At 61.4% G+C, this 15477-nt stretch carries 14 protein-coding genes and 2 pseudogenes; 15 read left to right on the top strand and 1 reads right to left on the bottom strand.

What is annotated here, in order from left to right:
• The first annotated feature begins 192 nt into the window (after positions 1–192).
• The 5 genes from kdpC (at position 193) to MUN79_RS19805 (ending at position 5254) form a co-directional block, all read left to right on the top strand.
• On the top strand, positions 193–771 hold the full coding sequence (kdpC, locus tag MUN79_RS19825; RefSeq protein ID WP_244674322.1) for a potassium-transporting ATPase subunit KdpC: 579 nt from the start codon (positions 193–195) through the stop codon (positions 769–771).
• An 84-nt stretch (positions 772–855) separates the two neighbouring features.
• Positions 856–1980, top strand: coding sequence for a porin (locus MUN79_RS19820; RefSeq protein WP_244674321.1), 1125 nt, complete (start codon positions 856–858; stop codon positions 1978–1980).
• A 21-nt stretch (positions 1981–2001) separates the two neighbouring features.
• Positions 2002–3105, top strand: a complete 1104-nt coding sequence (locus tag MUN79_RS19815; RefSeq protein ID WP_244674320.1) for a histidine kinase — start codon at positions 2002–2004, stop codon at positions 3103–3105.
• A 368-nt stretch (positions 3106–3473) separates the two neighbouring features.
• Positions 3474–4145, top strand: a complete 672-nt coding sequence (locus MUN79_RS19810) for an MCP four helix bundle domain-containing protein (protein WP_244674319.1) — start codon at positions 3474–3476, stop codon at positions 4143–4145.
• Positions 4118–5254 carry a sensor histidine kinase gene (locus MUN79_RS19805; protein WP_244674318.1) on the top strand — a complete coding sequence of 379 codons (1137 nt, stop codon included), beginning with the start codon at positions 4118–4120 and terminating at the stop codon, positions 5252–5254. Before MUN79_RS19810 ends, MUN79_RS19805 begins: the two co-directional genes overlap by 28 nt.
• Before the next feature lie 106 nt (positions 5255–5360).
• On the opposite strand, the pseudogene MUN79_RS19800 reads toward MUN79_RS19805, so the two are convergent.
• A pseudogene (locus MUN79_RS19800) lies at positions 5361–6223 on the bottom strand (DNA/RNA non-specific endonuclease).
• Between the two features lie 402 nt (positions 6224–6625).
• On the opposite strand from MUN79_RS19800, the gene MUN79_RS19795 reads away from it, so the two are divergent.
• The 10 genes and pseudogenes from MUN79_RS19795 to MUN79_RS31910 all read left to right on the top strand — a co-directional run.
• Positions 6626–7336 carry a hypothetical protein gene (locus MUN79_RS19795; RefSeq protein ID WP_244674317.1) on the top strand — a complete coding sequence of 237 codons (711 nt, stop codon included), beginning with the start codon at positions 6626–6628 and terminating at the stop codon, positions 7334–7336.
• Between the two features lie 61 nt (positions 7337–7397).
• Positions 7398–8387 (top strand): PspA/IM30 family protein, encoded by a 990-nt coding sequence (locus tag MUN79_RS19790; RefSeq protein WP_244674316.1) that lies wholly within the window; start codon positions 7398–7400, stop codon positions 8385–8387.
• A gap of 125 nt (positions 8388–8512) precedes the next feature.
• Positions 8513–10291: an OmpA family protein gene (locus MUN79_RS19785; RefSeq protein ID WP_244674315.1), complete on the top strand. Its 1779-nt coding sequence runs from the start codon at positions 8513–8515 to the stop codon at positions 10289–10291.
• A 335-nt stretch (positions 10292–10626) separates the two neighbouring features.
• Positions 10627–11403, top strand: a complete 777-nt coding sequence (locus MUN79_RS19780; RefSeq protein ID WP_244674314.1) for an ABC transporter permease — start codon at positions 10627–10629, stop codon at positions 11401–11403.
• 144 nt (positions 11404–11547) lie between these two features.
• Positions 11548–12369: an ATP-binding cassette domain-containing protein gene (locus tag MUN79_RS19775; RefSeq protein WP_244674313.1), complete on the top strand. Its 822-nt coding sequence runs from the start codon at positions 11548–11550 to the stop codon at positions 12367–12369.
• A 34-nt stretch (positions 12370–12403) separates the two neighbouring features.
• Positions 12404–12835 (top strand): PH domain-containing protein, encoded by a 432-nt coding sequence (locus tag MUN79_RS19770; protein WP_244674312.1) that lies wholly within the window; start codon positions 12404–12406, stop codon positions 12833–12835.
• Positions 12836–12922: 87 nt separating this feature from the next.
• Positions 12923–13873 (top strand): sigma-54-dependent transcriptional regulator, encoded by a 951-nt coding sequence (locus MUN79_RS19765; protein WP_311136530.1) that lies wholly within the window; start codon positions 12923–12925, stop codon positions 13871–13873.
• Positions 13874–13890: 17 nt separating this feature from the next.
• Positions 13891–14286 (top strand): AAA-type ATPase lid domain-containing protein, encoded by a 396-nt coding sequence (locus MUN79_RS31260; protein ID WP_311136529.1) that lies wholly within the window; start codon positions 13891–13893, stop codon positions 14284–14286.
• 71 nt (positions 14287–14357) lie between these two features.
• Positions 14358–15113 (top strand): outer membrane beta-barrel protein, encoded by a 756-nt coding sequence (locus tag MUN79_RS19760; RefSeq protein ID WP_375378183.1) that lies wholly within the window; start codon positions 14358–14360, stop codon positions 15111–15113.
• Positions 15110–15472 (top strand): annotated as a pseudogene (locus tag MUN79_RS31910) (outer membrane beta-barrel protein); the annotation flags it as partial. The gene MUN79_RS19760 and the pseudogene MUN79_RS31910, both read left to right, overlap by 4 nt.
• Positions 15473–15477 lie beyond the last annotated feature (5 nt).

The following is a 15477-nucleotide window of genomic DNA, read 5'->3' as shown; positions in this document are numbered from 1 at the left end:
CCAAAAAGAACGTCATGTCGAGCTCCGCGAGACATCTCGCGTGCAATGCTAATCAGACTTAGCAATGCGGTAGAGCTGCTTCGATTCTGCTCAGCATAACGGCCCTTTCCTTCTAACCGAATGCCAACGTCAGCACGCGAGATGCTTCGACTGCGCCTCTGCATGACCAACGATTTCTAATAGAAACCAACCATGAAAAATCAACTCATTCCCGCTTTGCGCCTCACGCTGGTGATGCTGGTGCTGTGCTGCGGCTTGTATCCGGTCCTGGTGTGGGCCGCCGCCCAGGTGGCACCCGGCCGCGGCGAAGGCGTGCAAATTACCCACCAAGGCCGGGTCGTGGGCTTTACCAACGTGGGCCAGAAGTTTGACCGGCCCGAGTACTTCACCAGCCGCCCCTCGGCCGTGGACTACAACGCCAGCGGCTCGGCCGGTTCCAACAAGGGCCCGTCGAACCCCGAGTACCTGGCCGAAGTCCACACCCGGGTGGAAGCGTTTTTGACCCAGAACCCGACGGTGAAACGGGGAGACGTGCCCGCCGAGCTGGTGACGGCCAGCGGCTCGGGCCTCGACCCCCACCTCTCGCCCGAGGGCGCTTACGCCCAGGCCGAGCGGGTGGCCCGGCTGCGCCGCTTGCCCACGGAGCGCGTCCGGGCGCTGGTAGCGGCCCACGTGGAGGAGCCCATCTTCGCCTTTTTCGGACCGGCCAAAGTCAATCTGCTAGCCTTGAACCTGGCCCTGGACGAGCTGGCCCCGCTGCCGCAACGCTAACGGGCAGCTCATTCCTTCTTTCCCCTTTTTCATTCACCCGGGCGGGGCCGAATTCTTGGCAACCTGCACCACTCCCTTTGCCCCATGGGCGACTCTATAATGAAACACTTTCTGTCCTTGGGCCTGCTGCTCACCGCTACCGGCGCCGCGCTGGCCCAGGCTCCCTCGGCGGCCGATACGGTGGCTGCCAAATCAACGGCTACCGCCAATCCGCTGACCTTTTACGGCTTTGTAGATGGCTATTACGGCTTTGACTTTAAGCACCCGGCCACCAATGCCCGCCCGGGCTTTCTGTACTCGCACAACCGCCAAAACGACTTTACCGTGAACCAGGGTCTGGTGGGCCTGCGCTACGACGACGGGCGGGTGCGCGGGGCCGTGGGCTTACACGCGGGCAGCTACGTGGCGGCCAATTACGCGGCTGAGGACCCCGTGTTCCGGCACATCTACGAGGCTTACGCCGGTTTCCGGCCGTTCCAGAAAGCCTGGCTGGATGTGGGCATCTTCGGCTCCCACATCGGCTTTGAGTCGGCTATCAGTGAGGACAACTGGACCCTGACCCGCTCCTTGATGGCCGAAAACTCGCCCTACTACGAAGCCGGGGCCCGCTTTATTTACGAAGTTGCCCCCCAACTCACCCTGACCGGCCTGGTGCTCAACGGCTGGCAGAACATCCGCGAAACCAACCAGGGCAAGGCCCTGGGCACCCAGATTCAGTGGAAGCCAACGGATAAAATCCTCATCAACTCCAGCACCTTCCTGGGCAACGAGCAGCCCCAGGATTCGCTCCGCCGGCGCTACTTCCACGACTTCTACGTCACCTACGCGGCCACCGAGCGGTTTTCCCTGGCGGCGGTATTCGACGTGGGCAAGCAGCAAAGCGCCGGCCGTAGCGGCTACGACACCTGGCACACAGCCGCCGCTTTTGTGAAGCTCAAGCTGTCCGACAAGCTTTCCGGTACGTTGCGCGGCGAGTATTACTACGCCCAGCGCGGGGTCGTTATCAGCAGCCTACAGCCGGCCCGCACCGACGCGGATTTCCGGGCGGCCGGTGGCTCTTTGAACCTGGATTACGCCCCGGCCGCCAACGTGCTGTTTCGGGTGGAAGGCCGCTACCTGCAGGCCAAAGACGCCATTTTTCAGCAGCGCGACGCCCAGACGGCCGACGGCTACGGCAACCTGACGACCAGCGTGGCGCTGTCGTTTTAACCCGTTTTTCCTGCTTCCGCCATGCGTTCATCCTCCGAGCAAGCCCGGCGCGACCAGTCGGCCGAGCGGTTTCTGCGCCTGGTGCAGGGCAAGCGGCGCGGTACGCTCAAGGTGTACCTGGGCCTGGCCGCCGGCGTGGGCAAAACCTACCGCATGCTCCAGGAAGCCCTCGACTTGCACCAGCACGGCGTGGATGTGCTCCTGGGCTACATCGAAACCCACGGCCGGGCCGGCACTGTGGCTCAACTGCCGAGCCTGCCGCTGCTGCCCCGTAAGCAGCTCTTTTACAAGGGGCGGGCCCTGGAGGAAATGGACCTGGACGGCATTGTGCAACGCCGCCCCCAGGTGGTAGTCGTGGATGAGCTGGCCCATTCCAACGTGCCCGGCTCCCGCCATGATAAGCGCTGGCAGGACGTGGAGTTTTTGGTGGCCCAGGGCATTTCGGTCATTACGGCCGTCAACGTCCAGCACCTGGAAAGCCTGCACGACCAGGTCCTCAAAATTACCGGCACCGACGTCACGGAGCGGATTCCGGACCAGCTCCTCAAGCAGGCCGACGAGGTGGTGAACGTGGATTTGACGGTGGGGGAGCTGCGCACCCGCCTGCAGGAAGGCAAGATCTACGACCCGGCCAAGGTGCCCACGGCGCTGCTCAACTTCTTTCAGGCCGAAAACCTGCTTCAGCTGCGCCGCCTGGCCGTGCGCGAAGTGGCCCAGTTGCTGAGTCGGCAAGTAGAAACCGACGCCGGCGGTACGCTGGCCGTGGCCCCCAGCGCCGCAACGACGACCGGCTGCTGGCCTGCATCAACGCCAACGACCAAGCCGCCAAGGAAATCATCCGCAAAACCTCCCGCCTGGCCGACCAGTTTTCGGCCGCCGCCTGGTACGTGCTCTACGTGCAAACCACTTCGGAAGCCGCCGACCGGATCAACCTGGTCACCCAGCGCCGCCTGCTGGGCAACCTGCAGCTGGCTACCGAGCTGGGCGCCCAGATTCTGCGCGTCAAGTCCGACGACATCGTGGGCGCCATCCGGCAAGTGGCGGCCGAGAAAAACGCCACGCTGCTGGTCTGTGGCATCACCCGGAAAAAAAGCCTGTGGGAGCAACTCAGCCGCCGCGGCGTAACTCAGGATCTGCTGCGCGCCGTAGCCCGCGCTGGTCAGGACTTGGACGTATATCTGGTCACGTATTAGCCTACGGTTTAAAGAGCCAAAACACACCGTCGTGTCAAGCATCGTCAGCAGTACCTAAATTGACTCTGCTAGATCCAGAACGTCATTCCGAGCCCCGCGAGGAATCTCGCGTGCTGACGTTGTTGAGGAAAGAACCTTCTGCTTCACTAAGGCGCAAGTCGGCTCAAGCATCTCCGTCGCTTCTTTGCCAGAGCCATTGAGTACCATTGCACGCGAGATTCCTCGCGGGGCTCGGAATGACGTTCCGGGCCCATTCCTTTTGTCGAGTCAGCACACCTTCCGCCTTCCGGCGCTTCGCGAATGAATTTAAAAACCAAAATCAACCTGGGATTTCTGGCCATGCTGCTGCTGCTGCTCAGCATCGGCGGCTACGGCTACTACTCCCTGCGGCAGCTCGACCGTAACTCCCGGGACGTACTCACGGCCAACCTCTACTCGGTCACCCTGGGCCAGCAGATGCTGCGCAGTCTGGATGAACTGGCCCGCCAGCCCCTGACCGATACGGTAGCCACGGCCCGCTTTGCCGCCGCGTTAAGCAAAGAAGCCGGCAACATTACCGAGGCCGGGGAGCAGGAGGTAGTTGAGGAGCTAGGGCAGCGCCTGCGGGTGCTTCAGCAGCTGCAAAGCGCCGCGCCGGCTCCCGCGGCCTTGGTAGCCGCTCCACCGGCCGTGGCCGAGCTGCGCCGTCTGACCTACCAGATGGTGGAAGTCAACACCGCCGCCCTGACCCGCAAAACCGCCCAGGCCAACCGCCGCGCCGACGAGGCCAACCGCAACCTGCTCGTCTTCCTGACCCTGGCTACGCTGCTGGCCCTGGGCTTGGTGGGCAGCGTGCCCGAAGCCGCCGTGCAGCCCCTGCGCCGCCTCACGGCTGCTTTGAACCACGCCACCGAGCGCGACTTTTCGGCCAGCATCCCCAGGAAAGCACCGACGAATTTGGGCAGGTGGCCCGGGCCTTCAACCGCATGCTGAGCCAGTTGCGCGAGTACCGCACTTCCACGGCCGCCGAGCTAATCACCGAGCGTAACCGGGCGGCCAGCATCGTCAACACCCTGGACGAGGGCCTGCTGCTGCTCGACGAGCACCGCCGTATTCTACTGGCCAACCCCGTGATGTGCGAGCTGCTGGGGCTGCCCCCGGAGCAAGTAGTGGGGCAGCCCGCGCCGGTGCTGCGCCTGCACAATGACTTGCTCCAAACCATGCTCAGCCCGCTCGACGCGCCCAACCGCGCGGCCGCCGTGGCCGAAGCCCCACTGTTGCACATCAGTCAGCGCGGGGAGGAAGCCTTTTACCGCCTGGCGGTGCAGGATTTGGTGTCGTTCAACGAGGCCACCGAGAAGACCGAGTTTGTGGGCCAGATCCTGACCCTGCGCAACGTCTCAGATTTTAAGAGGCTGGATCAGGTCAAGTCCAACTTCCTGGCTACCGTCTCGCACGAGCTCAAAACTCCGCTTTCCAGTATGAACATCAACCTGCGCCTATTGCTCGACGAGCGGCTGCCGGCCGAGGAGCGCCTGCGCATTACCGGCGACGTGCGCCAGGAAACCCAGCGTTTGCAGCGCATGGTGACCGAGCTGCTCGACGTGTCCCGCCTCGACGCTGGCGCCGGAGTTGAGCTTGACCTGCGCCCCACCAGCCTCGCCGACGTGGTGGGCTACGCCACGGCCACCGTGCAGGCCCAACTCACCGACAAGCAGCTCCGCCTGGATGTACGACTGCCCGAAGACCTGCCCGCTGTGCGTGCCGACGTGGAAAAAACCACCTGGGTGCTCATCAACCTGCTGGCCAACGCCACCCGCTACTCCCCACCCGGAGCCTCCCTGATAGTGCGGGCTGCCCCGGCCGGTAGCCTGGTGCAGGTCAGCGTGCAGGACCATGGTCCCGGCATCGCAGCCGCTAACCACGAGCGTATATTTCAGCGCTTCGCCCAGATTCCCGATAAAACCGGCTACCGCGGCGGCTCGGGGCTAGGCCTGAGTATCAGCCGGGAGTTTATTACCTCCCAGGGTGGGCGTCTGTGGGTCGAGAGTGAACTAGGCATGGGCAGCACGTTTCTTTTTACCCTACCAGCCGTCAGTTAATGCCTTCTTATTAACCGAGCATAAAAAAAGAGCCAGGTAGTACCCAACTCTTTTTTATGAGATTAAACAAAAGGGTATACCCAAATGAATATGGACAAGCGTAGTTCTATTGAGTTGGTCCGGCATCAACCTTGGCCTCTAGCGTAGCCTGAACAGCCGTCGGTACCCGCGACATAATATCGTAGCCGGTGGCCTTTTCGATGGCGTCTACTGTGGTGCGGTAAGTGCCCCAAGTGGTGCTTACCGTGTTTTCATTCGGGGTGTCAACCGCAATGACCCGGGTGCTGCTACTTACGCGGCTCACGTCGTCGTTGCCCTGGGGCAGCACTACAATTACCTTCCAGATACGCTGGGGACTGTCACCCGGCCATTGTCGAGGGTTTCCCTGTAGTTAATGGAACCCGTGCCACCTTTTCCGTAATTACCCATAAGGATATACAGCTCGTTGCCCTGATCAACCAGCGTGCGGCAGTAGCCCTCCAGATTGTTCCAGGTCTGCTGGTTGTTCCGGGGCGCCTGCGGAATCATGTTGGTCATCAGAAACGTGGCCGAGTTATCAGCTACCGTTTTGGTCCGGTCGGCCGAAGGGCAGTTATGGCCCCGGTCGAATCCCGAGCCGGAGTAGCTGCTGGTTTGCACCTGGTACCAGCCAGCGGGTAGGGTCGCGTCGGGGCGGAAATCATCTTGCCGGGGAGCGGTACCTAGCCACTCGGGGCTCAGGTGCCAGCTTACCCAATTGGGAATACCCCGGTCGCGGTGGTAGGACAGGGCGTACTGAGTTTTCAGCAGCAGGTAGTTGGTGGGCTGATTGACGTCGGTGACGGCCCCGCTGGGGTTGCCCAGCGTGATGTGCTCGGGCAGCGGCACTTCGGGAACGACGGGTGCTACTTCTTCCGATTCTTTAGAACAGGCACTCGCGAGCAAGCCCAGCGCCAGCACGGCGGCGGTTGAGAGTCTAGGGGTATTCATGCAAGCAATAGGAGGTGAGGATGGAGCAGGAGGACAAATAACGTGAGTTCGCCGCAATACCTGCCCGCTGGGCTTGGCTGAGCTACCCGATAAGGGGCCCGAATCAGCCTCCCCGCTGGAAAGCAGGCCGTGCTAAGGCCCGTATTATCTTATTGTATCCACGCCCCGGGTCGGGGTGGCAGCGCCTGACTAAAGCGTTTCGGGAGTAGTTGAAGCGCGCTGTTTTGGGAATAACCCCTTTCATTTTGGTAGGGTTTGGAGCTTGCTTAGAAGTTTCTATTGCCTTATTGTTATTTTTAACTATTGAAAATCAGTATGTTATAAAAGGACTGGAGAAGTTTGCCGGGCGGCGGCACTGGTATTGGCAACAGGGCCATATCACCAATCACCTGAGCCGCCCCCATGGACCTTTTCGACAACCTCGCCAAAGCTGCCAAAGACTTCTTCGTCGAAGGCGACGACCCCAGTGCCCCCGGTAAGGCCGGCAAAGTCCCGCCCCGCCCGCTGCCAGCATCCGTTCCGCAGCAGCTCCCAATAGCGCCCGGCCCCGGCTCCTTTGCCCTGAGCCAGCCTTCCGTAACCCAGCCCGAGCAGCGCCACCTCGACCATATTGCCTCACTGCTGGCCGGGGATGGGAAGGACTTTGTGGCCTACACGAAGATGGTAAAGAGCATGGCCGCCAGCGGGCTGGCTGGCCCAGTACTCTACCAGACGGCCTTCCACGCCTTTGCCGCCGTCACTGGCCTCGACTCGGCCACCTTGCTCACGTCGGGAGAGCAGCTGGAGCAGAAGCTGGTGGCCGACCGCAACAAGGTGCTGGAGCGTCACCAGGAAAAGATGGGGGAGCTCAAGATTGCCAATGCCCAGCCCAGCACCATCGTGCAGCTCACTGGGCAGGAGCAACGCTTGCAAGCCGAGTTGGCTGAGCTGACCCAGCAGTTGGAAGCCAAAAGTCAGCAGCTCCAGGCTACGCAGCAGCAATTGGTAGCCGAGCGCCAGAAGGCTCAGGCCTCCCTGGCCTCCTACGAGCTGGCCAACGCCAGTGCCGCCGCCGACCTGAAAGCCCACCGCCAAGCAGCCCAATCCTTCCTCTTGGCAGGACCGGTGAAATAGAACCGCTGCGCCTCCTGCCAGCTACAGAATCAGGCTTGTCACAACCTAACTTATTACTCATATGAATACATTGATTTCCAGCGGTAATCAAACGGATTTACCCAAATGGCAAAAACCTGAAAAGGCCGCCGGCTGGGTCTTCCTAGCCGCTGCGGCTGGGGCGGCCCTCTACTTCTGGGGAGCCATTGTGCCCTTCCTCGTCGAAATCGTCTTCGACACTGTCAAGCTCGGTATCGGGCTTGGGGCGCTGTTCGTGCTTTTTCTTATCGTGACCAGCAAGCGGATTAAGGCCGGGCTCTGGTACGCCGGGCAGCGCATCTTCCGCACGGCGGCCGGCATCTTCGTCGAGACGGACCCCATCGGCATCATGCAGGACTACATCCGCAACACCGAGAAGGAAGCCCAGAACATGGAGTCAGAAGTGGGCCACATCGAAGGCGCCCACGAGCTGGTAAAGCGCAAGATGGACTCCAATAAGCAGCAGCTCCAGGAGTACCTGCGCCTGGCCGACTCGGCCGCCCGCAAGGGCGAGAAGGACTTCGCCGAATCGTACGCTTCGCGGGCGGCCCAGCTGGAAGACTACAACTCCCGCCTGCAGCCCATGCTGACCACCACGGCCAACGTGACGCTGGTAATGCGCCAGATTCTGAAGGCGGCCCTGCGCCAGATCGACAACTCCAAGTTCAAGGTCAACCTGCTCAAGGACGAGTACGAGCTGGTAAAGCGCACTTCTTCCGGCATGCGGGCCGCCATGAACATCCTGCGCGGCGACCCCGACAAGAAGTACTTCTTCGACATGGCCACCGACCGGGTGGCCCAGGACATGGCTCAGCAACTGGGTCAGATCAAGCAGGCCATGCGTTACTCGCAGGAATTCGTGAAGGAAATGGACATCCAGAACGGGGTGATGAGCGAGAAAGGCCAGCGCCTGCTGGAGAAATACCAGAAGGGCGACTTCAACACCCTGCTCAACGAGCAGCAGCCCAGCCCACTCAATCCCGCGGCCACCGCTAAAGCTACCAACGATGCCTATTCTAGTCTGCTTGATTAACCTGCTGCTCGTCCTTGGTCTGAGCTGCCTGCTGGGCTAGCCTGACTCTTCCCACCTGCCAAACACCATTCTTTCGCCGCCCTGCAAAACGGGCGGCACTCCACCTCTTTGCCTTTTCATTCCTCATGACAACTCGCGGTAAAATCGTCATCGGCGCCCTGATTGTGGCGCTGCTCTACTTCGGCATCAACAAGCTTATCGGCAGCGGCCTGCTGTTTAAAAAGGCGGCTACCGAGTCGGTGCTGCTCAATTCCATTGAACTGCCCACTCAGACGGCCGGCTCGCGCACCAACATTGCCGTGCCGCTGGCCCCGCTGCCGGGCAGCACGCCCACCGAGAAAGGCGCCCCGGTTACCTGGGAAGTAATGGCCTGGAACTCGCAGATGGCCGGCATGCTGGCCAACGGCGGCCCCCGCACCACGGAGGGCTCCAGCATGGCCGCCAACGGCCTCAACCTGCAGATCGTGCGCCAGGACGATGTGGCCAAAATGCAGGCCGACCTGGTGAAAAACGCCCTGGACATGCAGCAGAACCCCGAAACGCCCGGCTTGATTGTGAGCATCATGGGCGACGGGCTGCCGGCCTTCTCGGCGGTGCAGAGCCAGCTGGAAAAAGCCGGTACTGGCCTGCAGATTCTGCCCTACAGCTGCGGGAAAAGCTTCGGCGAAGACAAGCTGATGGGCCCCAAAGAGTGGCTCGACAACCCCAAACTGGCCCTGGGCAAAACCATTGCCTGCTACCTGCGCGACGGCGACCAAAACATTGCCCTGAAATGGTGCGCCGACAACGGCCTGAAAGTCAACCCCGACGAAACTACCTACGACCCCGAGGCGGTGAACTTCATGGCCGCCCCCGACTTTCTGGCCGCCGCCGAAAAGTATATCACCGGCAAGCCCGAGCAGCGCACCAAGGTGGTGAAAGGCAAGGACACCGGCGTCAAAGTGGACGTGCCCGCCGACGCCGTAGCCACCTGGACGCCCGGCGACGTGAACATTGCCAAGCAGAAAGGCGGCCTGGTGAACATCGTTTCGACCAAGGACTACTCCAACCAGATGCCCAACATCATGGTTACCACCAAGCGCTGGTACGACGCCCACCCCAAGGAAGTGGAAGGCATCATGACGGCCCTGGCCGTGGCCGGCGACCAGGTAAAATCTCACCCCGAGGCCCTGAGCCGTGCTGCCGATATTTCGGCCGACGTGTACGGCGACAAGGACAAGCCCGGCGCCTACTGGCTGCGCTATTATAAAGGAGTAAGTGAAGCCGACCGCACCGGGGAGGTTGTGGAGCTAGGTGGGAGCAAGGCCTTCAACTTCGCCGACAACCTGGCCTTGTTCGGTCTGGAGGAAGGCGGCACCAACGTCTACGCCTCGGTGTACAAAACCTTCGGCGACGTGCAAAGCAAGCTGTATCCTAAGGAGCTGCCCAGCTACGTGCCCCTGGACCAGATGCTGGACCTGACGTTGCTCAAAAAGCTGCAAAGCCAGTACAAGGGCAAGGCCATTGCCCCGGCCGACAAGCAGCAGTTTGCCGCCGATGATGAAATCCGCCGCAGCGTGAGCAAGCGGGCCTGGAACATCGAGTTTGAAACCGGCAAGAGCACCTTCACGCCGGCAGCCGAGCGGGATTTGAATCAGCTCTTCGATGACCTCGTTGTGGCCGGCCGCTTGAAAGTAGCCGTGCACGGCCACACCGACAATCAGGGCGACCCGCAGAAAAACCAGCAGCTCAGCGAAGACCGGGCCCTGGCTGTGCAGCAGTGGCTGAGCCGCAAAAGCTCCAGCGCCTTCCCCGAGGGCCGGGTCCAGATCTACGCCCACGGCGCTACCGAGCCCCTGGCCAGCAACACCGCCGCGGACGGCCGTGCCAAAAACCGCCGGGTGGAAATCGTGCTGGGGAATTAAGTGGTGAACTAGTGAGGTGGTGAAATGGTGAGTTGTCGTTTCAGCTGCGCTAATGGCGCGACACATACTGCCAGAACAGCAAACTCACCATTTCACAAGTTCACCACCTCACCTTTCTGCTCCATCGTTCGTGTTTTATCCTAGCCCACTTATCCAATGTATCCTATTCTAATGCATAGCGAAGAAGAAGTCCCGCCCGGAGCGGGGCTTCTTCGGGCTGTGAAGTACCACGAGCATCACCCTTCCAAGTGAGTTTCGCGCCCCGCGCTTCTCCAGCGCATACTACGCTGTCAGAACGACAAACTCACCATTTCACCATCTCACCATCTCACCGCATGAAAGAGCTATTTGCCCCCAATGCCCAGCCCAGCCGCCCGGTGTTTGCCACCATGGTCGGGGCCCAGCTACTGGTGCTGGTGCTGCTCTGGGTGTTTTACCCGCTGCAGCTGTTCCCGAGCCTGGGCCAGGTGCTGCGGGCCCTGCAGGATTTGATTACCAGCCAAGGGCTGATTCAGGAGCTCTGGGCCAGCATGACCACGGCCCTGCAGGCCCTGGCCATCGGCACGGTGCTGGCCCTGGTTATCTCGTACCTGACGGCCCTGCCGTTTTTCCGGCCCATTGCCTACGCGGCCACCAAGATGCGCTACCTCACGCTCACCGGCCTCACGTTTTTCATGGCGCTTATGCTGAGCTCGGGCCACCAGGTCAAGCTTTCGGTGCTGGTGTTTGCCACCACCGTGTACCTGGTGACGGGCATGACCAGCGTGATTCTGACCACCACCCAGGAGGAAATGGACCACGCCCGGACCCTGGGCCTGGGCGAGTGGCGCAGCTTTTGGGAAGTGGTGGTGCTGGGCAAGCTGGACCTGATGCTGGAAGTCGTGCGCCAGAATTTCGCCATCATCTGGACCATGATTACCCTCGTGGAAACCCTCTACCAGTCGGAAGGCGGCATTGGGCTGCTGCTTTACAAGCAAAACCGCTACCTCCACCTCGACGGGGTGCTGGCCATTCAGTTAGTTATTCTGGCTACCGGGGCCGCGCAGGACTACGTATTCGGGCTCCTGCGCCGGGTGTTTTTTCCCCACTCGGCCCTGGCAGCGGCCAGCTAGCCAAGTGTGGTAATTTTTCCGAAGTATGAAAAAAATACTACACCAGCTTCTCTTCAAAGTGTGGTAAATTTTTAATACTCCGGAAAAATTACCACAAGCACAGTGCATTCACCACTCAGTCACCATTTCACTCATTCACCGCCCATGACTCCTTATTTTCATAAAGAACCGGTGCTGACCCTGGAGGGCGTATCGATGAGCTACAACGGCGAAGTGGTGCTGCGCGACATCAGCGCCCAGGTGCTGAACGTGGTGCGGCCCAACATGACCCAGGGTCAGGTGGTCGGCTTCTACGGCCGCTCGGGCATCGGCAAATCGGTGCTCTGCCGCATCATTGCCGGCCTTACGCCCCCGGCCACGGGCGCGGTGCGGGTCGGGGAGGAGCAGCACCCCGTACAGGCCGGCGACGTGGGCCTGGTGCAGCAGCGCTACCCCTTGTTCAACCACCGCACCCTCGCGGATAACCTGCTGCTGGCCGCCGCCCGCAAGCACGAGCCCGAGGCCGCCCGGCGCGAAGTGCAGGCCTACCTGGAGCGGTTTCGGCTGGAGCAGCACGGCAAGAAATTCCCCGCCCAGCTCTCGGGCGGGCAGCGGCAGCGGGCTGCCATTGCCCAGCAGCTCTTGTGCTCCGACCACCTCATCCTGCTCGACGAGCCATTTTCGGGCCTCGACGTGGCCATGATTGACGAGGTGAAAAAGATCATTCTCGAAGTCACCACGATGGATGAGCTCAACACGGTCGTCATCGTTTCGCACGACATTGCCACCACCACGGCCCTGTCGGATACGCTCTGGCTGATGGGCTACGAGCGGGACGCGGCCGGCCAGCTCCTGCCCGGGGCCACCATCAGCAAAGACCACCAGTACGATTTGGCCGGCATGGGCTTGGCCTGGCACCCCAACGTGGAGGCCGAGCCCGAGTTCAACCGCTTCGTGGAGCATCTCAAAGATGAAATCCGGCGGTAGGGACCGTAGCTAGTCCGTGCGTAACTTTACTAGTATGAATACTTCTGTTCCGGTGCGCGTCTACCAATCCGGCATCAGCCCGGGGCTGGTGCTGTTTTTAATGGTGGTGCTGGGCGGTGCGGCCCTGCCCATGGCTTTGCAGCAGACGTGGCCCGCGCTGTTGTCGGTTTTGGCTGCGGCCGGGTTTATAGCCCACGTTCTGATGACGACCCGCTATACCATTACCGGCGACTCGCTGCACATCAAAAGCGGGGTGTTGTATTCCACCACGCTGCCTATTAGCTCTATTCGCCGAGTTGCCGAAACCCACAACCTGCTTTCCTCGCCGGCGGCTTCCTTCGACCGCCTCGAAATTGCCTACAACCGCTACGACAGCGTGGTGATTTCGCCCCGGGAAAAGGCCGCCTTCATTGCCCACCTGCGGACTTTGAACCCGGCTATTGAGGTAGTGTATCAGGCAAAATAGCCGGCCGCCTGGCCCGCGGTAAAGCAAAGTTCGGCCTTCCGGCTACTTTTGGCTTCCTGTATCTTCTTTTCCCCTTCTGCGCCCTTCATGCCCACCGGTACCCTGCTCATTATCGACGACGAAACCCGCCTGCGCCAGCTGCTGAGCCGGGTCCTGGAGCTGGAAGGCTACACCGTGCTGCAAGCCGCTGATGCCCGCCGGGGTCTGGAAACCCTGCAGCAGCACGCCGACGAAGTGCTGGTCGTCCTCTCCGACGTGAAGCTGCCCGATGCTCACGGCGTGGAGCTGATTCCCAAGCTGCGGGCCCGCTGCCCGGAGGCCGAAATCGTGCTCATGACGGCCTTTGGCACAATTCCCGACGGGGTGCAGGCCATGAAGCAGGGCGCTTTCGACTACCTGACCAAGGGCGACTCCGACGACCAGCTGGTGGTTATTGTGGAGCGGGCCGCCGACAAGGCCCGCCTGCAGCGCCGGGTAGCCGAGCTGGAGCGCCGGGTGCAGCAGCAGCACAGCTTCGAGACGATGATTGGCGAGTCCCAGGCGCTGCGGGCGGCCCAAAACCTGGCCCGGCAGGTAGCCGTCACCGACTCCACGGTGCTGCTGGAAGGGCCTACGGGGGCCGGCAAGGAGCTGTTTGCCCAGGCTATTCACCAGGCCAGTCCGCGCCGCAGCAAGCCCTTTGTGGCCGTCAATTGTTCGGCTTTCCCCAAAGATTTGCTGGAAAGTGAGCTGTTTGGCTACAAGAAAGGGGCCTTCACCGGGGCTCTTACTGACAAAAAAGGCTTGCTGGAAGAAGCCAACGGCGGGACCTTGTTTCTGGACGAAATCGGGGAGCTGGAGCTGGGCGTGCAGGCCAAATTTCTGCGGGTGCTCGAAACCCAGACCTTCACCAAGCTGGGCGCGACGACGCCCACGGCCGTGCAGGTGCGCATTGTGGCCGCTACCAACCGCAACCTCAAGCTCGAAGCCCAGGAAAGCCGCTTCCGGCCCGATCTGTACTACCGCCTTTCGGTCTTCACCATCGACGTGCCGCCCTGAAAGCCCGGCCCGCCGACGTGCCGGTGCTGGCCCAGTACTTTCTGCAGTACTTCGCCGCCCGCCTTAAAAAGCGTTTGCCGGGCCTGGATGCCGAGTGTTTGCGCCTGCTGCAGGCCTACGACTGGCCGGGCAATGTGCGGGAACTCAAGAACGTGCTGGAGCGGGCCGCCATTCTCACGCCCGACAACGAGCTGGTAGCGGCCGGCCTGCTGCCCACCGAGTTTTACACCCTGCCCGACGCCATCCGGGCTACCGACGACCCCCACGACCGGAGCCTGCGGGCCGTGGAAGCCCGCCACATTCGCGAAGTGCTGGCCGAGGTGGACGGCAACAAAACCGAGGCTGCCCGCCAGCTTGGCATCGGCCTGACCACGCTCTACCGCAAGCTGCAGGAATACGGCCTCTCCTTCTGATTTTCCTTTTTTAGACCTTCTTAACGCCCTGCCCGCCGGCCTTTGCGCGGTGCAGCCGGCTGCTTACACCCATGAAATTCGCCTCTCTTTTCGTTGCCGCCCTGTTGCTATCCTCTACCGTGCGGGCTCAGACCCTGGCTGTTCCTGACTCTGTCGAGGCAGTGGAAACGCCCACGCTGCTGCCCGCGGGGCTGCGCGTGTACGGCTTTGCCGACGCCTATTATGGCTACGATTTTACCGGCAAATCCCAGCAGCGGCCCGGATTTTTGTATTCTCACAACCGGGCCAACGAGTTTGCCCTGAACAACGCCGTGCTGGGCGTACGTTACGAAGAGGCCCGGGTGCGCGGCGCTTTTGCCCTGCACACGGGCACCTACGTGGAGGCCAATTACGCCAATGAACCCCCGGTGCTGCGCAACATCTACGAGGCCTACGCCGGCTTCCGGCCCACGGCCAAAAGCTGGCTGGACCTGGGTGTCTTCAGCTCCCACATCGGCTTCGAGTCGGCCATCAGCAAGGACAACTGGACGCTGACCCGCTCGTTGATGGCCGAAAACTCGCCTTATTACGAAACCGGGGCCCGCTTTACTTATGAATTTAGCCCCAAGCTCACGGCCACGGCCCTGGTGCTCAATGGCTGGCAGCAGATCCGGGACGTGAACCGGGCCAAAAGCCTCGGGACACAGCTGCAGTGGAAGCCTACTGACAAGCTGCTGCTCAATTCGAGTACCTACTACGGCAACGACCAGCGCCCGGGGACAGCCGGCGCCGGCGCTTTTTTCACGATTTTTACGTTACCTACGCTGCCACTGAAAAGTTCTCCGTAGCGGCCGTGTTCGACCTGGGAACTCAGCAAACCGAGGAAAAGCCGAAGAACGACAACTGGTTTACCGGGGCTCTGCTGGCCCGCTACACGTTCAGCCCGACCTGGGCCCTTGCCGGTCGCCTGGAAGCATATTCCGCCCGCGACGGGGTTATTATTCAAACAATCCGGCCCACGCCGTCTAATTCCAATACCCAGCTGAAAGGAGCTTCCCTGAACGTAGATTACGCCCCGACTTCCCACCTTACGGCCCGTCTGGAAGGACGAATTTTGCACAGCAGCCTGGAGCTGTTCGACAACGGCGGCCGCCTGCCGGGCCACACCTACGGCAACGTGACGAGTAGTATTGCCCTGAGCTTTTAATGCTC

Source organism: Hymenobacter cellulosilyticus, assembly GCF_022919215.1.
GTDB classification, from domain to species: Bacteria; Bacteroidota; Bacteroidia; order Cytophagales; family Hymenobacteraceae; genus Hymenobacter; species Hymenobacter cellulosilyticus.
This window is presented reverse-complemented; position numbering and strand designations above follow the sequence as displayed.